This window comes from Sphingomonas aracearum, from assembly GCF_003345355.1.
Lineage (GTDB): Bacteria > Pseudomonadota > Alphaproteobacteria > Sphingomonadales > Sphingomonadaceae > Sphingomonas > Sphingomonas aracearum.
Genome location: NZ_QQNB01000001.1, coordinates 572,345 through 595,152, shown reverse-complemented (window position 1 = coordinate 595,152; position 22,808 = coordinate 572,345). Strand labels below are relative to the sequence as shown.

Here is a 22,808-nt window from a genome sequence, read left to right as displayed (position 1 = left end):
GCTCCCCTGATGCGGCAAGCGGGGGAGACCGGAATGGAAAAGCAGCAGGGCATGGGGTTCGCCATGGGCGTGTGCGCCGGGATCATCCTGGGCGCGCTGATCGACAACATGGCGTTCGGCATCCTCATCGGCTTCGCGCTGGGTTTTGGCATCCTGAAGCTGCCCCGGCCGAGGCGGTAGCGCCGGCACGTTCCCTTCCGCGCGCCTTTGCGCTAGTCGCGCGGGCATGACGCTCTACACCCGTTTCGCCGCCCATCTCGATGCGGTGCTCGATCAGCTGACCAGCGCCGGCGACCTGCCGCCCGCACTCAACCGCGCCGCGGTGACGGTGGAGCCGCCGCGCGACGCTTCCCATGGCGATCTGGCGACCAACGCCGCCATGGTCCTCGCCAAGCCCGCCGGCACCAACCCGCGCGCGCTGGCCGAGAAGATCGCCGGGCAGCTGCGCGCGATCCCCGAGGTCGCCTCCGTCGCCATCGCCGGACCCGGCTTCATCAACATGACCCTGCGCGACGACACCTGGCGCGGCGAGCTGGAGGCGGTGCACGCCGCCGCCGCCGACTATGGCCGCTCGACCAAGGGGCAGGGCACGACGATCAACGTCGAATATGTCTCCGCCAATCCGACAGGCCCGATGCACATGGGCCATTGCCGCGGCGCGGTGGTCGGCGATGCGCTGGCCAGCCTGCTGGAATGGAATGGCGCCAAGGTCATCCGCGAATATTATGTCAACGATGCCGGCGGGCAGGTGGACGTGCTCGCCCGCTCCGCGCACCTGCGCTACCGCGAGGCGTTGGGAGAAGCGGTCGAGATTCCGGAGGGGCTCTATCCCGGCGAGTATCTCGTTCCCGTCGGCCAGGCGCTCGCCGGCGAGTTCGGCGACCGCTTCGTTTCGGCGCCGGAGACGGAGTGGCTGGCCACCTTCCGCACCCATACGGTGGCGGCGATGCTGGTGATGATCCGCGAGGACCTCGCGCTGCTTGGCATCCACCACGACCTGTTCTCGTCCGAAGCCGAGCTCCAGGCCGCCGGCAAGCCCGAGGCGGCCGAGGCGGAGCTGCGCGCCCGCGGGCTCGTCTATGACGGCGTGCTGGAAGCGCCCAAGGGCGAGACGCCGGAGGATTGGGAGCCGGTCGAGCTGCCGCTGTTCCGCTCCAGCCAGTTCGGCGACGATCAGGATCGCCCGATCAGGAAGTCGAACGGCAGCTGGACCTATTTCGGTGCCGATCTCGCCTATCACTGGCAAAAGGCGCAGAACGCCGACCAGCTGATCGACATCTGGGGCGCCGACCATGCCGGCACCGTGAAGCGCATCGTCGCCGCCGTGCAGGCGCTGACCGAAGGGCGCACGCGCTTCGACGTGAAGCTGGTGCAGATGGTGCGCCTGCTGCGCGGCGGCGAGCCGGTGAAGATGTCCAAGCGCGCCGGCAATTTCGTCACGCTGGCCGATGTGGTGCGCGAAGTCGGCAAGGACGTGGTCCGCTTCACCATGCTCACGCGCAAGGCCGATGCGCAGATGGATTTCGACTTCGCCAAGGTGGTGGAGGCGTCCAAGGACAACCCCGTCTTCTACGTCCAGTACGCCCATGCCCGTATCCACTCGCTGCACAGGCGCGCGGCCGAGGCGGGGATCGCGTGCACCGGTGCGGCCGATCTGTCCCGGCTTGAAACGGAGGACCTTGGCCTCGTGAAGCTCGCCGCGCAGTTCCCGCGGGTGGTGGAAACCGCCGCCGCCGCGCGCGAGCCGCACCGGATTGCCTTTTATCTCTACGACTTGGCGGCAGGTTTTCATGCCTTGTGGAACGTCGGCAATGATCGTCCGGAGCGCCGTTTCCTCGTGGCAGAGGATCACGCCGTCACCTGCGCGCGGCTTTATTTGGCGGACGCGATCGGGCAGATCATCCGCAACGGCCTCGCCATCATGGGGGTGGAGGCGGTCGAGGAGATGAACTGATGGCCGGTTCCCGCGACGATTTCGAGATGCGCGACGAGGATCGTCTGCCCTGGCTCGAAACGGTGGAGGAGGACGAATCCGATGGTCCGTCCGTCCTGCGCATCGTTGCCGCCGTGCTGCTCGGCCTGGGCATCGTCGCGGCGCTCGTCTTCGGGTGGCGCGCGGTGTCGGACCTGCGTGGCCCGGCCGGCGACGGCACGCTGATCGCGGCGCAGGAAGGCGACTACAAGGTGCGCCCCGAAACGCCCGGCGGCATGAAGGTGACGGGGGAGGGCGACACCGCGATCGCCACCAGCGACGGCTCCGGCGCCGGCAACGCGTCCATCGATCTTGCCGCGGTTCCGGAAGCTCCGGTGGAGGGCAAGCGCGCCGCCGCGCCGAAGCCCAGCGCCACCGCCGGCGCGCCGCGGGCGGAAGCAACCGTGCCGGCCTCGGGCGGGCAGCTGAAGGCCAGGCCGGTCGCCGCCCCCTTGGCGAGCTCCGGCGGCAAGGGCGGCGGCGCGCTGGTGCAGCTCGGCTCCTTCCCGACGGAAGCGGCCGCCAACACCGCCTGGACCCGCCAGTCGAAGCGGTTCAGCTACCTCGCGCCGCTCGGCAAGGAAGTGGTGAAGGCGGAAGTGAACGGCGCCACCACCTATCGCCTGCGCGTCAACGCCGGCAGCAGCGGCGCGGCGCAGACCCTGTGCGGCAAGCTCAAGGTCGCCGGCGAAGGCTGCTTCATCCCGCGCGACTGATCCTCTTCGCCTTGCGTCAACTGCCGTCCGCTCGGCACGAGCGGGGTTTGTGCCACCCGGCACTCTGCTAAGAGCGTTCCATGAAGCCCGTCATCTACGGCCTGTCCGGCCCCGCGCTCACCGCCGACGAACGCGTCCTGTTCCGGGAAGCGGACCCCGCCGGCTACATCCTGTTTGCGCGCAATTGCGAGAACCGCGAGCAGCTGCGCGCGCTGACCGATGAGCTGCGCGCGCTGTCCGGCCGCGACCGCCTGCCGATCCTGATCGACCAGGAGGGCGGCCGGGTGGTGCGCATGAAGCCGCCCGTCTGGCCCGAATTCCCCGCCGGCCCCGTTTTCGATCGCCTGTACGACATCGCCCCGATCACCGCGATCGAGGCGGCCCGTGCCAACGCGCAGGCGATTGCGCTCACCTTGTCCGAAGTGGGCATCACGGTGGACGCGCTGCCGCTGCTCGACGTGGTGCACGCCGATACCACGGAGGCGATCACCATCCGCGCGCTGGGCAGCGAGCCGATGCGCGTCGCCGCGCTCGGCCGCGCGATCCTGGAGGGGCTGGCCGCGGGCGGGGTGGTCGGCATCGTCAAGCACATGCCCGGCCATGGCCGCGCGCTGGTCGATTCGCACCACCTCCTGCCCACCGTCACCGCCAGCGACGAGGAACTGGAACAGGACATCGCGCCGTTCCGCGCGCTCGCCTCGGCCCCGATGGGCATGACCTCGCACATCGTGTTCGAGGCATGGGACAAGGCGCGCCCCGCCACGCTCTCGCCCACCGTTATCGAGCGGATCATCCGCGGCCGCATCGGCTTCGACGGACTGCTGATGAGCGACGACATCGACATGAAGGCGCTGACCGGCACGGCGGGGGAGAAGGCGACCGCCATCATCGCGGCGGGTTGCGACCTCGTGCTCGATTGCTGGGGGCGGCTGGAGGAAATGGCCGAGATCGCCACCCTGCTCGACGACATTTCCGACCCGTCCCGGGCCCGGCTGGACCGTGCCATGGCCTCGGTCGGCACGCCGCAGGGCGATCTTGCCGAACTGCTCGACCGGCGCGACCGGCTGTTGGCAATCGCTTAACCCACCGCGCCTATGCTCGCGCCCGAACGGGGGAGTTGGGGCGATGTTCGGCAAAATCCTGATCGGCGGGTGCGTGCTGGTGTTCGCCGGCGTGTTCGGCATGGGCACGCGGCTGACGAGCGGCCTGACCGGCGGAGGCGGGGGCGGCGACTCGGTCACGGTGGCGGCGCCGATCAGCGAGGTCTATGCCGCGGTGGACGATGTGAGCCTCAGCAACGAGCTTGGCCAGTCGGTGAACCTGGGCTCGCACGGCACCGTCAACTTCTCGCAAACGCGCGAGGTCGGCAAATCCTACACCATCCACGCCACCCGCGGATCGGAAGCGCTCGCCGACATCGAGGTGAGCCTCGAGAGCACGGGCGACAAGCAGACCGAGCTGACCGTGGCGGTGACTCGCCACGAACTCGCCGGCGGTGAGGAATTGCCGCTCTTGTTCCGCGAGAACGGCTTGCTGGAAGCGGCGGCGGAGAAGCAGGTCGCGCACAAGCTCCAGCAAGTCGATCCCAGGGCGGCGGAGAGGTTGGGCTTTGCCTATGCCCGCAACCAGGCGCGCTTCAAAATCCAGCTCGCCTCCGCGATGGGCAACGATCCGGCCGGAACGACGGCCGAGATGCAGGAGCTTGGCGAGATCGCCCGTGATGGTGGCAGCTCGCCAAACTATTACCGGGACAATTACCGCAACCAGTCCAACGCGAACGTGTCCGCCGGCCGGCCGATGCTGGAGCCCCAAGGCTCCACCCCGCACGGCATGGACCCGACGCCCCCCGGCTCCACGCCCTATTGAGCCCAGCCGCCGCGGCGCTACCGTTGCGTCGATGGATGCGCCCGACAACACGCTGCTGCTGGATCTCGATGGCTGGGAAGGGCCGCTCGACCTCCTGCTCGCGCTCGCCCGCCAGCAGAAGGTGGACCTGCGGGAGATTTCGATCCTCGCGCTGACGGAGCAATATCTCGGCTTTGTCGAACAGGCGCGAGCGCTGCGGCTGGAACTCGCCGCCGATTATCTGGTGATGGCCGCCTGGCTGGCCTATCTCAAATCGGCGCTCCTCCTGCCGCGCGAGCCGGAGCAGGACCCCGATCCCGAAGAACTTGCCCTGCGGCTGCAGCTCCGGCTGGAGCGCCTGCAGGCCATGCGCGAGGCCGGCGCGCGGCTGATGGCGCGCGACCGGCTCGGCCGCGATGTCTTTCCGCGCGGCGCGCCGGAGGGGCTGCGCACGGTGCGCCATGCGCGCTGGCAGGCCGGGATCTACGACCTGATGTCCGCCTATGGCCGCGTGTCCGCGCGCAATCGCCCGGTCATGCATGTGGTCGCGGACCGGCCGGTGATGACGCTGGAGGCGGCGCTGGCGCGCATCTCGGCGCTGCTCGGCACGCGGGTCAGCTGGTCGGCGATCGAAAGCTTCCTCCCCGGACAGGCGCAGGGGGCGTTTCGCCGCTCGGCGCTCGCTTCCTCCTTTCTTGCCGCGCTCGAACTGGCGCGGCAGGGCAGGGTGGAGCTGCGCCAGGCCGCACCCTTCGCCCCGCTCTACCTGCGCGCGCCGGCATGAGGACGGCCGGCGGAACGGTGCCCGACGATCTCCTGCGGGCGGCGGAGGCGATCTTGTTCGCGGCAACCGAGCCGCTCACGCCGGACGCGATCCGCGCGCACCTGGGCCTGGCCGCCGACCTGCGCCCGGTGCTGGAGCGGCTGCGCGCGGAATATGCCGGGCGCGGGATCGAGCTGGTGGAGCGGGCCGGCCGCTGGCATTTCCAGACCGCGGCCGACCTCGCCCATGTCCTGCGCCGCGACCGCGAGGAGCCGCGCCGCCTGAGCCGCGCGGCCACCGAGACGCTGGCGATCATCGCCTATCACGAGCCGGTCACGCGCGCCGAGGTGGAGGCGATCCGCGGCGTGCAGATCTCCAAGGGCACGATCGACGTGCTGATGGAGGCCGGCTGGGTGCGCCCGGCCGGGCGGCGCGAAGTGCCGGGGCGTCCGCTTCTTTATGCCACCACGCCGGGCTTTCTCGCGCATTTCGGCCTTTCCAGCCGCCGCGATCTGCCGGGCATGGAGGATCTCCGCGCCGCCGGGCTTCTTGATCCGATCGATCACGCAATGGCGGCTTTCGAGGTGGAAAGTCCCGCCGAACAGGACTAGATGATCCCCGTCGCCCCCGGCACGGGGGCGTTGGGAGATGCTCCATGGGTAGTTTCAGCCTGATGCACTGGCTGGTGTTCGGTGTGATCGCCATTCTGGTGCTGGGTGGCGGTCGCTTTTCCAGCATGATGGGCGATGTCGCCAAGGGCATCAAGCAGTTCAAGAAGGGCATGGCCGAGGACGACGAGATGCCGTCCGCTGGCACGTCCACGCGCGAGCCGGGCCGTATCGAGGCGCAGAAGGCGGCCGAACCGGCGTTCGACCGCGACGGCAACCGCGTCCGCGACGACCGCTGATCCTTTTCTTGCGCCGCCGGCGCACCAGCGGACTTCTGCATGCTTGATGTTGCGCCAACCGAGCTGATCCTGGTCGCGATCGTCGCGATCGTGGTGATCGGGCCGAAGGACCTGCCGCGCGCGATGCGCGTGGTCGGCTATTGGGTCGGCAAGATGCGCGGCGTCAGCCGCCAGTTCCGGCAGGGCTTCGACAACATGGTGCGCGAGGCCGAGCTGGCGGACATGGAAAAGAAATGGGCGGAGGAAAACGCCCGCATCCTGCGCGAGCATCCGGCGGAGCCGATGCCTGCGGCGGATGCGGCGCCCGATGCGGATGCGCCCGTGACGGCCGTTGAGCGGCCGGAGATCAAGGACGAGCCGACGGCCCAAGTGCCGGCCCAACCGCCGGCCCAACCGCCGGCCCTGCCGCCGATCCCGGCATCGGCCGATCAGCCCTATCTGCGCCCCGACGAAAAGCCTGCCGCATGAGCGAGCCGGACGAACTCGAGGACTCGCGCGCACCGCTGCTCGACCATCTGATCGAGCTGCGCCGTCGCCTGCTTTATTGCATTCTGGCCCTTCTGGCCTGCTTTGGCGTGGCGATGTATTTCGTGGAGCCGATCTTCGCCTTTCTGCTCGCGCCGCTGGCGGATGCAGGGCAGAAGGAAGTCATCTACACCACGGTGTATGGCGGCTTCTTCACCGAGGTGAAGCTGGCCTTTTTCGCCGCCATGATGCTGTCCTTCCCGGTGATCGCTAACCAGATGTGGCAGTTCGTCGCGCCAGGGCTGTACCGCAACGAGAAACGCGCGCTGCTGCCGTTCCTTGTCGCGACGCCCGTCCTGTTCGTGTCCGGCGCGGCGCTGGCCTATTACGTGGCCATCCCGATGGCGCTGCATTTCCTGCTCGGTTACACCGGCATGGTCGGCGACAGCGAGGTGAAGCGGCAATCCATGCCCGAGATCACCGAGTACCTTTCCTTCGTGATGCAGTTCCTGTTCGCGTTCGGCATCTCGTTCCTGCTGCCGGTGCTGCTGATGCTGCTGGAGCGCGCGGGCATCGTCAGCCGCAAGCAGCTGATCGCCGCGCGTCGCTATGCCATCGTCGGCGCCTTTGCGATCGCGGCGGTGCTGACGCCGCCGGATATCGGCTCGCAGCTGCTCCTCGCCATTCCGCTCTGCGCGCTCTACGAACTGGCGATCATCGGCATCTGGTTCACCGAGCGCAAGCGCGGGCGCGACGCCGCCACGGCGATCGAAAAGGCCTGAGCGAAACGGCAAAAGGCCGCCCCGGCATCCCGGGACGGCCCGCACGTTCAGCGCGCGAACGCTTACTTGTTCTTGTTGGCCGTGGTCGACACCGCGTCACCCGCCGAGGACACGTCCTTGCCGACGCCCGACACCGTGTTGCAGCCGCTGATCATCAGCGCGCCTGCGACCAGTGCCATTCCCACCAGCTTGCGCATCACCATTCTCCTTTGTGCGTGAAATCCCGAAGGCGAAGGAGGAATGATCCGAACGCCGGATCGTTCCGGCAGCGATGCGAATGGCGAGGCGATCCGGGCAGGGCGCGACCCGGCAGTGGCGGGCGATCGGCGGTCTGGTCGGAAAGGCCCCAAAAAGATTCGGGGCCCAGAGGCGCAACCGGGGGGGGGAGAGGTTAGCGCGTCTGGGCCCCATGTCTTGGATAGCGAGAGCGGGGGGGCATAAAGTCACTATCCGAAGAGCAGAACGAGCATCGCGAAAGGCGGTTCCGGGAAAAAGTGCGCCCGGGTGAATTTTCCGCGCGCTCAATCCCTTCCGAGCACCGGCACCGCGATCTCATAGGCGCCGACCAGCGGATCGTGGTGCAGCTTGGAGCGCAGCTGGCGCGACAGCCCCTCGATCACCCGGCCATACCGCTCGCGCAGGTTCTCGGCCAGTTCGTCGCCCTCGACCAACGCCGGCGAGCTGACGCGGATGATCGCCCGGTCCGGCGCCCCGGCGCCCTTGGCCGAAACGCGGATATGCGCCACCGGATTGCAGGCCAGCGCCAGTTCCACCAGTTCCGTGATGAGAAAGGCCACGGCGATGGCCGCGTCCTGGCCGAGGAGGAACGGCTCCACTTCCAGCGTGATCGCCATGCCGTGCGATGCTTCCGGCGCCGTTGCCCGGATGTTGGAGGCAAGCTCGCCGATCACCGCGCGCAGCGACAGGCCGCGGCTTTCCTCCATCTCCGCGAAATGGTGGCGATGCACCACGGCCAGCGCGTCCACCCGCCGCTGGATCGAGGCATAGGCCGCGCTCGCTTCCTTGCTGCGCGCGCCGCGGGCATGGAAGTTGATGAGGCTGCCGATCACCTGCAGGTTGTTCTTCACGCGGTGATGCACTTCGCGGGTCAGCTTGGTCTGGCGCACCAGTCCCTCGGCCAGTCCCGCCTCGTGCTGCGCCACCGTGCGGCTGATCGCGCGAAAGGTTTCGCCCAGTTCGCGGATCTCCTGCGCGGGCAGGGCGCGCACTTCGCCCACGTCGATCTCCTCGCCCGGCGTGAACGAGGCCACGCTCGCGCGCAGCTTGCGCAAGGGGCGGATCAGCAGCCGGTCCACCACGAACCAGCTGATGCCCGCAGCGGCCGCCCACATCAGGATGGGCAGGAGCAGCGCGATCAGCAGCGGCGAGGTGATCGGCGCGCTGCGCACCGTCATGCGCAGCTGCAGATCGGCCAGCCCCAGCACCTGGATCAGCGTTTCGCGCCGCTCCAGCGCCTGGCGCGGCGGCAGCCGGGTGAGCGCAAGGTCCTCGCCGTCATGCTCCAGCACCGTTTCATAGGGAGGCGCAAAGCCGCTCGGCTGGCTGACCTCGGCCAGAAAGGCGCTGGGAAAGAAGGCCTGGGCGGTGGTGTCGCCATCGTTGCTGGAGATGGCAAGCACCAGCCCGCGGTCCGGCACCACGCGCGCCGCCACCGGCATGCCCCGGGCCGCCCCGGGCAATGCGAGGTCGGCGGGAAAGGCCGCGCCGCAGAGCGGGCGACCGGCGGCGTCCACCACCGCGAACCGCGTGCCCGCCTCGGCCTGCTGCGCGAACACGCCCTGCGCGCGGGCGCAGCTGGGCGCGTCGCCGGCATCGGCATCGAGAGCGTTGAGCGCCACGCGCAGCGCGGTCATGTCGCCGACCAGCTCGATGGCCAGCTTGCGCCCGCTTTCGCTGGCCGCCAGCCGCAACCGGGCGCGGGCGTCCTGGTCGAAATTCTGCGTCGTCTTGAGGGTGGCGACAAAGGCGATCACGGCCAGCGGCAGCAGCGCGGCGGAAAGGATCAGGAAGATCTTGGTGCCGGTGGGCAGGCCGGCCATGCCCCGCGCACGCGGTGTCGGGGCGGGGCGATCGGCGGCGATGTCAGTGGAAGGCGCGATGTTCGTCAAGCGCCGACATCAATCCAATTTGCGGTGCGTATCAAGGATGCTGGACGGAACTTCTTCGAGAAGCGTGCTGTCGTACACGTCCTTGAGCTTGTCGAGCAGCGCCATCAGGTCCGCGGGCACGTCCTCGTCCACCGTCTTCTGATAGACGGTGCGCAGCGCGGACCCCATGTCGCGGTCCTTGCTCTGCACTTTCGCCGCGCGCGGCGCCGGCTTGTTCGTGTTGCTATCGCCGCCCGAAGCCAATTTCGTCCCCCTGCATCCGGCTTGTCCGGCCTGGCAAATGATGAACGCCACACCACCAGACGGCGGAGCGGCAGGGCGCGCATACATTGCGCGTCGGAGCTGTGAAACAAAAGATCGCTTCGTTGGTTCCATGGGCCGTCACGAAATTCCGGGGGGTGTTTTCAGGCACTCGGAATGTCATTGCATTGGCGTATCGGCCCTCGCACAAGGGCGCGCCTCACCGTAGGAGACACACGTTCCGATGTCGCTTGGTCAGCAGCTTGCTCCGCATCTTCCGTTTCTGCGCCGGTACGGACGCGCGCTCACCGGCAGCCAGGAGCATGGCGACCGCTATGTTCGGGCAACGCTGGAGGCGATCGTCGCCGCGCCCGAGGAATTCCCGCGCGACGTGGATCCCCGCCTCGGCCTGTATCGCATGTTCCAGGCGATCTGGAATTCGACCAACTACGACGAAACGCCGGAAAACTCGGGCAATGACGGGGACGACGCCGAATCGATCGCCCGGGCGCGCCTGTCCCGCATGACGCCGCTGTCGCGCCAGGCCCTGCTGCTCACCGCCATGGAAGGCTTCACCCCGGAAGACGCCGCCTATCTGATCGAGGTGGACACGCAGGAAGTCGACGCGCTGGTCGCCGAGGCGCTGGCCGAGATCGAGAAGCAGACCCGTGCCCGCGTCCTCATCATCGAGGACGAACCGATCATCGCCATGGATATCGAGACCATCGTGCGCGATCTCGGCCATGAGGTGACGGGCGTTGCCGTGACCCGCGACGAAGCGGTGGCGCTGGCGATGGAGGATCGTCCCGGCCTGGTGCTGGCCGACATCCAGCTCGCCGACGACAGCTCGGGCATCGATGCGGTGAAGGACATCCTGGCCGAGCTGCAGGTGCCGGTGATCTTCATCACCGCCTTTCCGGAGCGCCTGCTCACCGGCGAGCGGCCGGAGCCGACCTTTCTCATCACCAAGCCGTTCCAGCGGTCCACGGTGAAGGCGGCGATCAGCCAGGCGCTGTTCTTCGACAGCTCCACCGTGCCGGCATAGCTTTCGCAAAGATTACGGACCCAAAACGTATTTCGGGGGTTTGAACCGCCATGGCTGATCTGAACGACCCGAATGCCGGCAACCGAGTCCATGCCTCCGGCACCGAGGCGCGCGCGGGGGCGACCCCGAAGATGACGCGCTATATCCTCGGTGCCTCGCTGGCGCTGATCATCGTCCTGTTCGCGATTCTGCTGCTGATCTGACGGCCATGCTGCGCGGGGAAGCGACGGGGGAGCCGGGCGCGGCTGGCAATGCGGCCGCGCATCCCCTATCTGCAGAAAATACCAGAAGAGACGGGATGGACATGACGGTGGCGGATGCCAGGGACGATGAGGATGGCACGCCGGCGCCGGTTGAGCATGTCGCGCTGTCCGATCCCGAATTCAAGAAACAGCTGGCGCAGGTCATTCCGCACCTGCGCGCCTTTGGCCGCTCGCTCTCGGGCAACCGCGACCTGGCGGACGATCTGGTGCAGGAAACCCTGCTGAAGGCCTGGGCGGCGCGCCAGCGTTTCCAGGCGGGCACCAACATGCGCGCCTGGACCTTCATCATCCTGCGCAATCTCTACCTTTCCCAGATGCGCCGCGCCCGGTTCAAGGGCGAGTGGGACGATCTGGTGGCCGACCGCATCCTCGCGGCGCCGGCCAGCCAAGACCGCCATGTCGAACTCGGCGACATGCAGCGCGCCCTGCTGCACCTGCCGCAGCCGCAGCGCGAGGCGCTGATCCTCGTCGGCGCGGGCGGCTTTGCCTATGAGGAAGCAGCGGAGATCTGCGGCGTGGCGGTGGGCACGATCAAGAGCCGCGTGGCGCGCGGCCGCGTGGCGCTGGAAGCCGTGCTCAGCGACGGTTCGCTGCCTTCGCGGCGCGAGCATTCGAACGAGCCCGGCATGAGCGCGCTCGACACGATCATGGGCGAGGTCGACGATCTCAGCCGCGAGCGTCGCGACGATTAAAGCCGTGCGGCCTTGCTGGAACAGCGGTCCAGCCTGGCCAGCAGCCGCTGCCAATCCTCGCCCAGCACGTCCGACCCGCCGAAAGCGCGGCGGAGGGCGCCGGCCAGCCGGTCACTGTCGCGCGGGGTGGGGACCACCGTTCGCCGGGTTGCGGTTGCGGAAGGGGATGCGCCTGGGCTCATGCGCGTCAGAACGGGCGTTTCGCCGGTTGGTTTCCTCCGTTTCTGATCCGCAATGACGATTGATTCCGCTCCCCTCGCTTCCGCGATCCATCGCGCAAGGGCGCACGCGCCGTTCCTGGCGTTGCTCCTCGATCGCGAACCGCAGACCGCGGCGACGCTGGCGGAGGGGCGCCTGCCGGAGGTATCGATCCCCGACGCGGGCTCGATCATGCAGCGCCTGCGGGTCGCGCGGCGGCGGCTTGCGCTGACCGTCGGCATCGGCGACCTTGCCGGGGCGCTGGACCTGACCGCCGTCACGGCGCGGCTCACCGCCTTTGCCGACATCGCGCTCGACCTGGCGATCCGCGCGGCCATTGCCGAGCGTACGCCCGACGCAGAACCGCGCGGCTTTGCCGCGATCGCGCTCGGCAAGCAGGGCAGCCACGAGCTCAATTATTCCTCGGACATCGATCCCATCCTGCTGTTCGATCCCGTCACCCTGCCGCATCGTGCGCGCGAGGAGCCGGAGGAGGCCGCCGTGCGCATCGCGCGGCGCGTTGTCGAGATCCTGCAGGCGCGCGACGGCGACGGCTACGTCCTGCGCGTCGACCTGCGCCTCCGCCCCTCGCCGGAGGTCACGCCGATCGCCGTACCGGTGGAGGGCGCGATCACCTATTACGAATCGCTGGCCCTGCCGTGGGAGCGCGCGGCATTCATCCGCGCGCGCGCCGCGGCCGGCGATGTCGCATTGGGCGAGCGCTTCCTCGCCGCCGTGCGCCCCTTTGTCTGGCGACGCAGCCTCGACTACGGCGCGGTGCGCGAGATCCGCGAGATTTCCCGCCGCATCCGCGACCATCATGCACAGGGGCAGGCGTTCGGCCCGGGCTTCGACCTCAAGCGCGGGCGCGGCGGCATTCGTGAGATCGAATTCTTCGCCCAGATCCACCAGTTGATCCACGGTGGCCGCGATCCCGCCCTGCGCACGCCCGCCACCCGCGACGCGCTGGCCGCGCTCGCCGCTGCCGGCTGGATCGGCGCGGAGGAGGCAAGCGACCTTGCGCGCGCCTATGTCCGCCTGCGCACGATCGAACACCGGGTGCAGATGGTGGAGGACCGCCAGACCCACCGCCTGCCGGAAGGCCCCGCGCTCGACAATGTCGCGCAGCTTCATGGCCTGGCCGACAGCGGGGCCTTGCTCGACCTTCTCCGTCCCGCGGTGGCGCGCGTCTCGGCCGTCTATGACGGGCTCGAGCCGGACAGCCCGGACACCTTGTCCTTCGATCCCGTGCGCCTTGCCGAACAGCTCGGCGGCTTTGCCGATCCCGCCGCGGCGCAGGCGCGGGTGGCCGAATGGCGGCGCGGCACGTACCCCGCGCTGCGCAGCCCGGCCGCGCGCGAGGCGCTTGAGGCGGCGCTGCCCGGTCTGATGCAGGCGCTGGCCACGGCACCCGATCCGCAGGCCGCCTTGCTGCGCCTCGACGCGATGCTCGCGCGCCTGCCCAGCGCGATCAACTTCTTCCGCTTGCTGGAAGCGCAGCCGGCGCTGGCCCGGCTCACTGCCGCCATTCTCGCCCAGGCGCCGACGCTGGCCGAGGCCCTGGCGCGTCGTCCGCAACTGCTGGACGGACTGATCGACGCCAGCGCGCTTGCCCCGCTCGGCCCGGTGGAGGAACTGCGCGCCGCCATGGCCGGGCCGGCGGCCTTCGAGGCGCTGCTCGACCATGTGCGCAGCCAGGTGGGCGAGCGGCGCTTCGCTCTCGGCGCGCAGATCGTTGCCGGCGTGGCCGATCCGCTGGCGGTATCCGCCGGCTATGGCCGCCTTGCCGAAGCGACGGTGGAGACGCTGGCGGCGGCGACGGTGGAGGAATTCGCCCGCGCGCATGGCCGCGTGCCGGGCAGCGAGCTGGTCGTCCTTGCGCTCGGCCGGTTCGGCGGGGGGCTGCTCACCCATGCCTCGGACCTCGACCTGATCTACCTGTTCACCGGCGATCACCTTGCCGAATCCGATGGCGGCAAGTCGCTGGGCGCGGTGCAATATTACAACCGTCTGGCGCAGCGGCTGACTGCCGCCCTGTCGGTGCCCACCGCCGCCGGCGCGCTGTACGAGGTCGACACGCGGCTGCGACCCTCCGGCACGCAGGGGCCGCTGGTCGTGTCGCTCGACGGCTTTGCCCGCTACCAGCGGGAAAGCGCCTGGACCTGGGAGCATATGGCGCTGACGCGGGCGCGGCCGGTGTTCGGCTCGGCGCAGGCACGCGCGGCGGTGGACGCGATCGTCGCCGATGTGCTCGCCGGCAATCGGCCCGTCCGCGACGTGGCGGCCGACGCGCGGACGATGCGTGCGGAAATGGCGGCGCACAAGCCGCCGGCCGGCCCGCTCGATGCCAAGCTGCTGCCCGGCGGGCTGGTCGATCTCGAATTCGCGGTCCATGTCGCACAGCTCACCGCGCGCACCGGCTTCGATCCCCGGCTCGACCGCGCCATTCTGCGGCTCGCGGAGGCGGGCAGGGCACCGGCGGCGCTGGCGGACGCGCATGATTTCCTCACCCGCCTGCTCGTCACCGTGCGCCTGATCGCGCCGGACGCCGCCGAGCCTTCCGCCCCCGCCCGCGCGCTGGTCGCCGCGGCGCTGGGCGAGGCGGACTGGCCCGCGGTGCTTGCCCGTTTCGCCGAGGTGCGCCAGATCGTCGGCGATTATTGGCAGGAACAGGGCGGCTCTTGATGGTGGATATCGGCGACATGCTGCCTGACCTTTCCCTCGTCTCGGCGGAGGGCGAGCCGCTCGGCCTGCGCGATTTCGTCGGCCGGCCGCTGGTGCTCTACTTCTACCCTAAGGCGGACACGACCGGCTGCACGCGCGAGGCGCAGGATTTCTCCGCGCTGCTGCCGGCGTTCACCGCGGCGGGCGCCGCCGTGCTCGGCGTCTCGCGCGACACGCCGGCCAGGCTCGCGAAGTTCGCCGCCAAATACGGCCTCGCCGTCCCGCTCGCCTCCGACGAGGCGGGAGCGATCAGCGAGGCGTTCGGCGTGTGGGTGGAAAAGCAGCTCTACGGCAAGCGCTACATGGGCCTGGAACGCGCGACGTTCCTGTTCGAAGCGGGCGGCACGCTGGCCCGGGACTGGCGAAAGGTACGCGTGGCCGGGCATGCGGAATCGGTGCTGGAGAGCGTTCGCGCGCTCGGTTGAACGCCACTGTTCCGTCATTTGCCGCAACTCACCGCACCTTTCCGGCAGCTGAACGTGGCTCCGTTCAATCCTGCTTGCCTCGTTAAGCTTTAAACTGGCAGGAAAATGTCCATCGAGAGCGGCGGGGGTCGCGATCGGAGTTGAAACGCGGCTGCCGGCTCGCCGGCGGTTCGCCAAAGGTCGCTTGGGGATCAATGGCTCGACTTTCCACGTTTGCGCTTGCCGCTCTGGTGCTTGGCAGCCCGGCATTGGCCAATGAGAACACCACGGCCGTGCTCGGCTCGGCCACGGGCAGCACCGCTGCCGCCGCCGCTGCCCCGGCCGCCTCCACCACCGCCGGCACGGCCGGCACCGTTGCCGCCGCCACCGGGGCGGAACTGGCCAGCGAGTTGCAGATGCGCGCGGCGTTCGACGGCTGGAAGAAGCAGGACGGCGGCGCGCCGCTCGCCGCGGCCATCGCGATCCCGTCGATCAAGCCGGTCGACCAGCTGAGCTTCTCCAGCAATTTCGGCATCCGCTCCGATCCGTTCCAGGGCAGTGCGCGGATGCACGCCGGCATCGACATTCGCGGCGCCACCGGCACCCCGGTCTATGCTACCGCTGATGGCGTCATCACCAACGCCGGCCGCCTCGGCGGCTATGGCAACATGGTGGAAGTGAACCATGGCAAGGGCATCGCCACCCGCTATGGCCACCTGTCCAAGATCCTGGTCGCCGACAACACCCGCGTCACCCGCGGCCAGCTGATCGGCCTGATCGGCTCCACCGGCCGTTCCACCGGCCCGCACCTCCATTACGAGGTCCGCATCGACGGCCACGCCGTGAACCCGGTGCCGTTCCTCCAGTCCGCCAACTATCTCGACGCGCTGCAGGATCGCTCCTTGCACGTGATCCCGGTCGCCGCGCCCGGCGCCGCGCCGGCGGACGATTCGACCAACTGATCGGGAGAGGAGGGGAGGGCGGTTGTTCCGACCCTCCCCCCGGCCTATCTTCGCTCCATGGCCACCCTCGCACCCGCACCCGTCTCGCTGACCCCCGCCGCCGCTGCCCGCGTCGCGACCATCGCGGCGAAGCAGGGCAAGCCCGCTATCCTGCGCCTGGCGGTGGATGGCGGGGGCTGTTCCGGGTTCCAGTATCGTTTCGGTTTCGCCGATGCGCCCGAAGGCGACGACACGATCGCCGAGACCGACGGCGTGCGGCTGGTGGTCGACGCGGTCAGCCTCGATCTCGTCCGCGGCTGCGCAGTGGATTACGTCGAGTCGCTCGGCGGCGCGGCTTTCCGCGTCGAAAACCCCAACGCCGCCTCCGGCTGCGGCTGCGGCTCCAGCTTCTCGGTCTGAGCGGGCCGGCATCTTCGTTATCGTTCTGAGCAATCTGACGAGGCGAGCTACTCCCCACCCCATCTCGTCACCCCGGCGCAGGCTGGGGTCAATGTCACCCGAACGATACCGCTTCCATGGATCCCGGCATGCGCCGGGATGACGGGATTTCCTGGGTGCAAAGCGGACATTCTCTAATTACGACTCAGATGCCGCCGGTGAGCCAAACGAAGTGATACGGCCAAACTATAAGGGAGAGACCGCTTACAGCTACGAGAAGCGGACCAGAGAGCCGCATCCTGCGTCCAAGATGCACAGCCACTCCGATAAGCGCGCACAAGATAGACAACCGGACACTGATCGCCCAAAACTGCTCGCCGGCGCTCATGCAGCCCGCAGCACAGCGAACGTTTCGTGATACGTTTTGAACAGCCATGGTCGACAACAGCAGCCAAGGCAGGCTCGCTACCAGCGGCAAGAGATTTCCCGATCGCATTGCCCCTCCCAACATCGAACGCCTAGGTCCGCTATTGGGCGGAAGCAGACGCCTCCATCCATGAGCTTGCACCTTCGCCCTTGCGCCCCACACCCGCCATGGCCCCGCCACCCCGATCCCGCTAAGCAGGCGCCATGGCCCTCAAGATCGTCACCTACAACGTCAACGGCATCAAGGCGCGCCTGCCGCGCTTGCTGGAATATCTCGCCGAGCAGCAGCCGGATATCGTGTGCCTGCAAGAGTTGAAGTCCAGCGACGATACCTTCCCGGAAGCCGACATCCGCGATGCCGGCTATGGCGCGGTCTGGCATGGACAGAAGGGGTTCAACGGCGTCGCCGTGCTCGCCCGCGGCAGCGATCCCGTCGAGCGCCAGCGTGGGCTGGAGGGCGAGCCGGAGGACGATCACAGCCGCTACCTGGAATGCGACGTCGATGGCCTGGTCGTCGCCTCGATCTACCTGCCCAACGGCAATCCGCAGCCCGGCCCCAAGTTCGACTACAAACTGCGCTGGATCGATCGCCTGCGCGCCCGCGCCGCCGCGCTCCTCGCCGAGGAAGTGCCGGTCGTGCTCGCCGGCGACTACAACGTCATCCCCAATGACGACGACACTTATTCCGTCGCCAACATGGCACCCGATGCACTGATGCAGCCGGAAAGCCGCGCCGGCTATCGCCGCCTCCTCGCGCAAGGCTGGACGGATGCGTTGCGGACCCGATACCCCACCGGCGGCGTTTGGACGTTCTGGGACTATCAGGCGGGCGCATGGCAGCGCGATGCGGGCTTCCGCATCGATCACCTGCTGCTCAGCCCGCAGGCGGCGGATCGATTGGTGGAGGCGGGCGTGGACAAGGACTATCGCGGACGCGAAAAGGCGAGCGACCACGCCCCCACCTGGGTGCGCCTGCGATGATCCACCGCCTCGCCGCGCTTGCCGCCTTCCTGGTCGCCACGCCGGCCCTCGCGCAGGAGGAAGGCCCGCGCTTCTGCCCCAACCGCCCCAGCCTGGGCGAGTCCGGCTGCGTGACCGAGCCCGGACATGTCCAGCTGGAAGTCACCGCGCTCGACTGGCAGCTCGACCGCACGCCGGACCAGCGCGAGGATACGGTGATTGCCGGCGACTTCCAGGTCCGCCTGGGCGTCACGCCCACCGGCGAGTTGCAGGTCGACTGGACGCCCTATGGCCACGTCCGCACCCGCGACCGGCTGACCGGCGAGATCGAGCGCGCCGGCCGGGTCGGCGACGTGCAGGTCGGCTGGCGGCAGAACCTGCGCAATCCGGACGGCAAGGGCCTGTCCTTCGCGCTGGAGCCCTCCGTCACGCTGCCGGTCGGCCGCACGCCGGTGGGCGACGGGACCTGGTCCGCCGGCGTGGTGCTGCCCGTCACCTACGACCTCAACGACAAGCTCAACCTCGGCCTCACCAGCGAGGCCGATGCGCAGGCCAACGAATCCGGGCACGGCCGCCACTTCGCCGCGCTGGAAACGGTCACGCTGTCCTACGACCTGTCCGATGCCTTCAACGTCGCCGCCGAGGTGCAGGTGGTGCAGGACAACGATCCCACCGAGCATGTCACCCAGGCAGTGGCGGCCGGATCGTTCGGCTGGCAGCCACGCCAAGGGATGCAGCTCAATGCGCTCGCCGGCGTCGGCCTCAACCGCGACACGCCGGACGTGCGCCTGCTGACGGGCGCATCCTTCGTTTTCTGAACTGCTGCAAGTTGGCGTGATTTGCGAAGCGCAGGTGGGGTTTGCCACCATCGCGGAAATGTCATTCGTCTAAGTATCTGTGATTGCTAGGCGCCAGTGTTTGGCACGGCTGATGCACTGCATAAGGCACGACCGGACGGTCCGGCCGACATGCAGAGGAAACGCCATGAAGACGCTCATCGCCTCGTTCGCCACCGCCGTCGCGCTTGCCGCCGGCGCTCCCGCCTTCGCCTCGGACAGCGCCGCCCCGACGGTCGCCGCCACGCCGTCCGCTCCCGCCGCCAAGACGCAGCGCTACTGCTTCGCCGAGGTGCAGAACGGCGCGCAGGTCCGCCGCAACGTCTGCGCCACCCGCGCCAACTGGCTGCGCCGCAACATCGACCCGCTGCGCTACATGGGCAAGTAAGGCTTGGCCGCCCGGCTCTCCCGTCTTGCCGCAGCGGCGGGGAGACGGGAGCAGGCGGTCAGAGCGTCCGGCCGTACACCACGTAGGTCTTGTTGATCCGGCTCTCGATCGTGGTGGCGATCGATCGCATCCCCTGATTGTCCTCCAGGATCCAGCCGATCTCGCCGCGCGACGCGCCATAGACCTGCACGGAGGCGCGGCGGATATATTCGATCATCATGAAGGCCAGCTGGCTCGCCATGCGCGAGGATTGCAGCTCCTTCACCACCCCCATCAGCGGCACCCGCATCGTGCGCACCTTCGGCCGGCGCAGCCACAGCAGCAGCTTGGCCCAGCCGAACGGCAGCAAACTGCCCTTCAACGGCGCGATCGCCTCGTTCAGGTCGGGCAGGGTGATCATGAACGCCACCGGCTTGCCGTCCAGCTCGGCGATGCGGATAAGGTCGTTGAAGACGATCGGCTTCAGCTTCACGCCCACGTCCCTGATCTCGGGCGGGGTGAGGGGCACGAAACCCCAATTCGCTTCCCAGGCATCGTTCAGGATGGCCAGGATGATCGCCGCCTCCTCCTCGAACCTGCTCTTGTCCACCTCGCGGATGCGGATGCGCGGATTGTTCTCGCCGGAGCGGATGATCCGCTTCACCAGCGGCGGAAACTCCTGCGTGATGTCTAGGTCGTAGGTGTAGAGCGTCTTGACCGCCGCATAGCCCGCGCGCTCGATCCAGCCCTGATATTCGGGCTTGGCATGGCCCATCATCACCGTGGGCGCATGGTCGAAGCCCTGCACCAGCAAGCCCGGCTCCTCCCAGATCGACTGCGAGATCGGCCCCAGCGCGCGCGTCATGCCCTGCTCGCGCAGCCAGGCCTCGGCGCGCTCCAGCAGCAGGCGGAAGATCTCCTCGTCTTCTGCCTCCATCAGCCCCCATTGGCCGACACCGGGTCCGAAACCCTGTTCGGCCGGCATCTGCAGCGCCAGCGTGTCGATATGCGCGGAAATGCGGCCAACCGCGCGCCCGTCCTGTTCCGCCAGGAAAAGCTGAACCTTTGCATGGCTGTACCAGCCGTTCTTCTCCGGCGTGATGAGGCCCAGCGCCTCGCCTTTCAGCGGCGGCACCCAGTGCGGATCGTCCTTGTACAGGCGGAACGGCAGGTCGACGAACGCCTTGCGATCCGCCTTGGTCAGGACGGGGCGGAGTGTCGTGACGGCCATGTACGGGTTCCCTGATCGAACGGTGGCGCGTTTCCTAACCGAGCGGGTCGATCATGGCGAGTGACGTTTCCGTCATGTTGCCGCCGCAGTCACACCTGTCATCGCCATCCTCTCGCCACTATATCCGGGCAATGGACCGAGCCATGGACACGACCTTCGCCCTTGATCGCCAGCACGCCGCGGCCACGCCGCGCGTGGTTCCGTCGCGCCTCGCCGACGACAAGGCCATGCTGCGCGCGGCGGCCGAGCTTACCCGCGACCTGATCCGGCCTCGTCCCGCCCTCTACTGGGCGGACATGATCGGCTCGGCGGCCATCGGCTATGCCGCGTTGGTGCTCGCGGCGACCACCGCCTCGACGGCGGTCGCGATCGTCGCCGGCATCGTTTCCGCACTGGCGCTCTACCGCGCCATCAGCTTCATTCACGAGATCAGCCACCTGAAGAACGGCGCGCTGCCGCACTTCCGCGCCGGCTGGAACGCGCTGGTCGGCGTGCCGATGCTGACGCCCAGCTTCATGTACGAGGGCGTGCACAACCTGCACCACGTCAAGACGCGCTACGGCACGTCGGAGGATCCCGAGTACCTGCCGCTCGCGCTGATGAAGCCGTGGACGCTGCCGCTGTTCATTCTCGTGTCCGCGCTGGCGCCGGCGGGGCTGCTGATCCGCTTCGGCATCCTGTCGCCGCTGTCGCTGGTGGTGCCGGGCTTCCGCCGGGTGGTGGTGGAGCGCTATTCGGCGCTGGCGATCAACCCGCATTTCCGCCGCCGCCTGCCGGAGGGCGAGGACGCGCGCCGCTGGGTGCGGGTGGAGGCCGCCGCCAGCGTGTGGGCGATCGCGCTGCTGGCGCTGGTCGCCACCGGCACGGTGTCGCTGCGGGCGTTTCTGATCGGCATGGCGATCTTCTCCGTGGTGGCGGTGATGAACCAGGTGCGCACGCTGGTCGCGCACCTGTGGAAGAACGAGGGCGAGCAGATGAGCGTCACCGCGCAGTATCTCGACTCGGTGAACGTGCCGCCGCCGGGCTATCTGCCGATGCTCTGGGCGCCGGTGGGCCTGCGCTATCACGCACTGCACCATCTGCTGCCGTCGCTGCCCTACCATTCGCTCGGCGAAGCGCACCGCCGCCTGTCGGCCGCGCTGGACCCCAGCTCGCCATTCCACAAGGCGAGCTACAAGAGCGCCAGCGGCCTGATGCTCCGCATCACCCGCAGCACGCTCGCGCGCGGGCGCTGATCGGCGGGCCTTCGAGCGCGGGAGTAGTTCACGCGGAGGCGGAGCAAGGTTTGCTCACGCGAAGACGCGAAGACGCGAAGACGCGAAGAAGGTTTGTTCACGCGGAGGCGCAGAGGCGCAGAGAGGGAGAGGGGAGTCGACGCGCAAAGCGCGTCAGAAAAGCGATGAGGCGCCCACCCGCTCTCCCGACACGAAACCTCCTCCGCGCCTCCGCGTGAACCCACCCTCCCTGTTCCCCGGCGAAGGCCGGGGCCCAGCTGGGAAGGCCGGAGTGATAGCGCGAGAACCCCCAACCACCCGCCCCCAACTGGACCCCGGCCTCCGCCGGGGAACAAGAAGCTTGACAACACGAACCCATATGGCTATACGCCGCAGCAGTTCAGAACCGCGGTAAGGGCCTGCGGCGGGTTTGGACGAAAGCAGCCGGTGGTGGTGCCGTCACAAGCACCATGCCCGGCGATCGACCGGCGCGGAGCCATCCGGGAACACAAGTCGGATGTCCGTTCATCAGGGTCGGGGAAGGTTTGAAGACGTCCGGAGGGCGAGCGGAACCGGTGACAGCGGTTCAACTCAATTTCCATGCCAGAGCCGGTGCGGCAGAGTACCGGGGGCGTCGCCGATACCCGGCAGATACAAGAAGTCTCGACGCTTCGTAGTGTAGCGAGTGTCTCAAAAGTCGTCGAGCCCCGGGTGCAAAACCGTGGCTAGGACGCGCCGGTCGATCCCTTTCCCCTCGTTCCCACGGGCCGCGTACGCGCGCGCCCGCTATTCCTGTTTATCCTCCCCGGCACGGGGAGGGGACCAGCCACAGGCTGGTGGAGGGGGATCTTCGCAAGCAATGCGCTTGCAAGCATCGGGGCATCCGATCTAGCGAATGTCCCCTCTCGCCCATTTACGGACCTCCAATCTTCCGCCAGCCTGACGCGTCAATGACGGACAGAAGGAGATACTACTCCGTGATCTTCGCGGTATACAGCATCTCGGCGCAACGCTTCCAAGGATTGGCGGCAACCTGCGGCCTTAAGGGTGGCCGCCGACTTGCTTCGGCCGCAGCGCCATAGAGAAAATCAGAAACCGTCCCAACTTCCCAGCCGAGCGGCCCTGACGAATACTTGTAGCGCTCCGGGTCGGCTTCAAACATCTCGCGATCAGCTTCAAAGTCCGCCGCCAAGGCGTGAAGGAACGAGCCAAAGCTCTTTTCATCGTGCACAGCTTCGAGGAGAGCGTCGATATCTGCGGGAGCCATGCTGCGAAGGATGCCTCTGACG

27 protein-coding genes are annotated in these 22,808 nt (G+C 68.4%); 21 read left to right on the top strand and 6 right to left on the bottom strand.

Annotated features, from left to right (window positions below; translation table 11 throughout):
* Window positions 1–33: 33 nt before the first annotated feature.
* The 10 genes from DVW87_RS17975 (at window position 34) to tatC (ending at window position 7,450) form a co-directional block, all read left to right on the top strand.
* Complete coding sequence (locus tag DVW87_RS17975; protein WP_181814697.1) at window positions 34–180, top strand: hypothetical protein; 147 nt, start codon at window positions 34–36, stop codon at window positions 178–180.
* Window positions 181–226: 46 nt separating this feature from the next.
* Window positions 227–1,954, top strand: coding sequence for an arginine--tRNA ligase (gene argS, locus DVW87_RS02915; protein ID WP_114686251.1), 1,728 nt, complete (start codon window positions 227–229; stop codon window positions 1,952–1,954).
* The gene (locus tag DVW87_RS02910; RefSeq protein WP_114686250.1) at window positions 1,954–2,688 is read left to right on the top strand and encodes an SPOR domain-containing protein; all 735 of its coding nucleotides are present in this window, start codon (window positions 1,954–1,956) and stop codon (window positions 2,686–2,688) included. Before argS ends, DVW87_RS02910 begins: the two co-directional genes overlap by 1 nt.
* A gap of 80 nt (window positions 2,689–2,768) precedes the next feature.
* Complete coding sequence (locus DVW87_RS02905; RefSeq protein WP_114686249.1) at window positions 2,769–3,770, top strand: glycoside hydrolase family 3 N-terminal domain-containing protein; 1,002 nt, start codon at window positions 2,769–2,771, stop codon at window positions 3,768–3,770.
* A 43-nt stretch (window positions 3,771–3,813) separates the two neighbouring features.
* Window positions 3,814–4,554, top strand: coding sequence for an SRPBCC family protein (locus DVW87_RS02900; protein ID WP_114686248.1), 741 nt, complete (start codon window positions 3,814–3,816; stop codon window positions 4,552–4,554).
* Window positions 4,555–4,585: 31 nt separating this feature from the next.
* The gene (locus DVW87_RS02895; protein WP_114686247.1) at window positions 4,586–5,317 is read left to right on the top strand and encodes a segregation and condensation protein A; all 732 of its coding nucleotides are present in this window, start codon (window positions 4,586–4,588) and stop codon (window positions 5,315–5,317) included.
* Window positions 5,314–5,907, top strand: coding sequence for an SMC-Scp complex subunit ScpB (gene scpB, locus DVW87_RS02890; RefSeq protein ID WP_114686246.1), 594 nt, complete (start codon window positions 5,314–5,316; stop codon window positions 5,905–5,907). Before DVW87_RS02895 ends, scpB begins: the two co-directional genes overlap by 4 nt.
* 44 nt (window positions 5,908–5,951) lie before the next feature.
* Window positions 5,952–6,203 (top strand): twin-arginine translocase TatA/TatE family subunit, encoded by a 252-nt coding sequence (locus DVW87_RS02885; protein ID WP_114686245.1) that lies wholly within the window; start codon window positions 5,952–5,954, stop codon window positions 6,201–6,203.
* A gap of 39 nt (window positions 6,204–6,242) precedes the next feature.
* The gene (gene tatB / locus DVW87_RS02880; RefSeq protein ID WP_114686244.1) at window positions 6,243–6,671 is read left to right on the top strand and encodes a Sec-independent protein translocase protein TatB; all 429 of its coding nucleotides are present in this window, start codon (window positions 6,243–6,245) and stop codon (window positions 6,669–6,671) included.
* Window positions 6,668–7,450 carry a twin-arginine translocase subunit TatC gene (gene tatC, locus DVW87_RS02875; RefSeq protein WP_114686243.1) on the top strand — a complete coding sequence of 261 codons (783 nt, stop codon included), beginning with the start codon at window positions 6,668–6,670 and terminating at the stop codon, window positions 7,448–7,450. Before tatB ends, tatC begins: the two co-directional genes overlap by 4 nt.
* Window positions 7,451–7,512: 62 nt before the next feature.
* Here the strand turns inward: tatC and DVW87_RS02870 are convergent, their stop codons facing one another.
* The 3 genes from DVW87_RS02870 to DVW87_RS02860 form a co-directional block, all read right to left on the bottom strand.
* Window positions 7,513–7,647 (bottom strand): entericidin A/B family lipoprotein, encoded by a 135-nt coding sequence (locus DVW87_RS02870; RefSeq protein WP_114687026.1) that lies wholly within the window; start codon window positions 7,645–7,647, stop codon window positions 7,513–7,515.
* A gap of 324 nt (window positions 7,648–7,971) precedes the next feature.
* Window positions 7,972–9,510, bottom strand: coding sequence for a sensor histidine kinase (locus DVW87_RS02865; RefSeq protein ID WP_114686242.1), 1,539 nt, complete (start codon window positions 9,508–9,510; stop codon window positions 7,972–7,974).
* 78 nt (window positions 9,511–9,588) lie between these two features.
* Window positions 9,589–9,873, bottom strand: a complete 285-nt coding sequence (locus DVW87_RS02860) for a NepR family anti-sigma factor (protein ID WP_147276193.1) — start codon at window positions 9,871–9,873, stop codon at window positions 9,589–9,591.
* A gap of 190 nt (window positions 9,874–10,063) precedes the next feature.
* On the opposite strand from DVW87_RS02860, the gene DVW87_RS02855 reads away from it, so the two are divergent.
* The 3 genes from DVW87_RS02855 (at window position 10,064) to DVW87_RS02850 (ending at window position 11,819) form a co-directional block, all read left to right on the top strand.
* Window positions 10,064–10,864 (top strand): response regulator, encoded by an 801-nt coding sequence (locus DVW87_RS02855; protein ID WP_114686240.1) that lies wholly within the window; start codon window positions 10,064–10,066, stop codon window positions 10,862–10,864.
* Between the two features lie 50 nt (window positions 10,865–10,914).
* Entirely contained in the window at window positions 10,915–11,067 is a 153-nt protein-coding gene (locus DVW87_RS17970) for a hypothetical protein (protein WP_181814696.1), read from the top strand.
* Between the two features lie 101 nt (window positions 11,068–11,168).
* Complete coding sequence (locus DVW87_RS02850) at window positions 11,169–11,819, top strand: sigma-70 family RNA polymerase sigma factor (protein WP_114687025.1); 651 nt, start codon at window positions 11,169–11,171, stop codon at window positions 11,817–11,819.
* On the opposite strand, the gene DVW87_RS17965 is transcribed toward DVW87_RS02850, so the two are convergent.
* Window positions 11,816–11,956: a hypothetical protein gene (locus tag DVW87_RS17965; RefSeq protein ID WP_181814695.1), complete on the bottom strand. Its 141-nt coding sequence runs from the start codon at window positions 11,954–11,956 to the stop codon at window positions 11,816–11,818. The two genes, DVW87_RS02850 and DVW87_RS17965, sit on opposite strands and share 4 nt — an antisense overlap.
* Window positions 11,957–12,053: 97 nt before the next feature.
* On the opposite strand from DVW87_RS17965, the gene DVW87_RS02845 reads away from it, so the two are divergent.
* The 7 genes from DVW87_RS02845 to DVW87_RS02815 all read left to right on the top strand — a co-directional run bounded on the left by DVW87_RS02845 (window position 12,054) and on the right by DVW87_RS02815 (window position 19,095).
* Window positions 12,054–14,702: a bifunctional [glutamine synthetase] adenylyltransferase/[glutamine synthetase]-adenylyl-L-tyrosine phosphorylase gene (locus tag DVW87_RS02845; RefSeq protein WP_114686239.1), complete on the top strand. Its 2,649-nt coding sequence runs from the start codon at window positions 12,054–12,056 to the stop codon at window positions 14,700–14,702.
* Window positions 14,702–15,166, top strand: coding sequence for a peroxiredoxin (locus tag DVW87_RS02840; protein WP_114686238.1), 465 nt, complete (start codon window positions 14,702–14,704; stop codon window positions 15,164–15,166). The genes DVW87_RS02845 and DVW87_RS02840 overlap by 1 nt, the downstream gene beginning before the upstream one ends.
* A 194-nt stretch (window positions 15,167–15,360) precedes the next feature.
* Window positions 15,361–16,107 carry a M23 family metallopeptidase gene (locus DVW87_RS02835; RefSeq protein ID WP_114686237.1) on the top strand — a complete coding sequence of 249 codons (747 nt, stop codon included), beginning with the start codon at window positions 15,361–15,363 and terminating at the stop codon, window positions 16,105–16,107.
* A 57-nt stretch (window positions 16,108–16,164) separates the two neighbouring features.
* Window positions 16,165–16,506 (top strand): iron-sulfur cluster insertion protein ErpA, encoded by a 342-nt coding sequence (gene erpA / locus DVW87_RS02830; RefSeq protein ID WP_114686236.1) that lies wholly within the window; start codon window positions 16,165–16,167, stop codon window positions 16,504–16,506.
* 609 nt (window positions 16,507–17,115) lie between these two features.
* Window positions 17,116–17,892, top strand: a complete 777-nt coding sequence (gene xth / locus DVW87_RS02825) for an exodeoxyribonuclease III (protein WP_114686235.1) — start codon at window positions 17,116–17,118, stop codon at window positions 17,890–17,892.
* A complete protein-coding gene (locus tag DVW87_RS02820) occupies window positions 17,889–18,689 on the top strand; it encodes a transporter (protein WP_114686234.1) in 801 nt (266 codons plus the stop codon). The genes xth and DVW87_RS02820 overlap by 4 nt, the downstream gene beginning before the upstream one ends.
* Before the next feature lie 166 nt (window positions 18,690–18,855).
* Window positions 18,856–19,095 (top strand): hypothetical protein, encoded by a 240-nt coding sequence (locus DVW87_RS02815; protein WP_114686233.1) that lies wholly within the window; start codon window positions 18,856–18,858, stop codon window positions 19,093–19,095.
* Between the two features lie 58 nt (window positions 19,096–19,153).
* Here the strand turns inward: DVW87_RS02815 and DVW87_RS02810 are convergent, their stop codons facing one another.
* Window positions 19,154–20,305, bottom strand: a complete 1,152-nt coding sequence (locus DVW87_RS02810) for an N-acetyltransferase (protein WP_114686232.1) — start codon at window positions 20,303–20,305, stop codon at window positions 19,154–19,156.
* A 143-nt stretch (window positions 20,306–20,448) separates the two neighbouring features.
* Here DVW87_RS02810 and DVW87_RS02805 point away from each other — a divergent pair, with 143 nt between their 5' ends.
* Window positions 20,449–21,540: a fatty acid desaturase family protein gene (locus DVW87_RS02805; protein WP_114686231.1), complete on the top strand. Its 1,092-nt coding sequence runs from the start codon at window positions 20,449–20,451 to the stop codon at window positions 21,538–21,540.
* A 949-nt stretch (window positions 21,541–22,489) separates the two neighbouring features.
* Here DVW87_RS02805 and DVW87_RS02800 read toward each other — a convergent pair.
* A complete protein-coding gene (locus DVW87_RS02800; RefSeq protein ID WP_114686230.1) occupies window positions 22,490–22,786 on the bottom strand; it encodes a hypothetical protein in 297 nt (98 codons plus the stop codon).
* Between the last annotated feature and the right edge of the window lie 22 nt (window positions 22,787–22,808).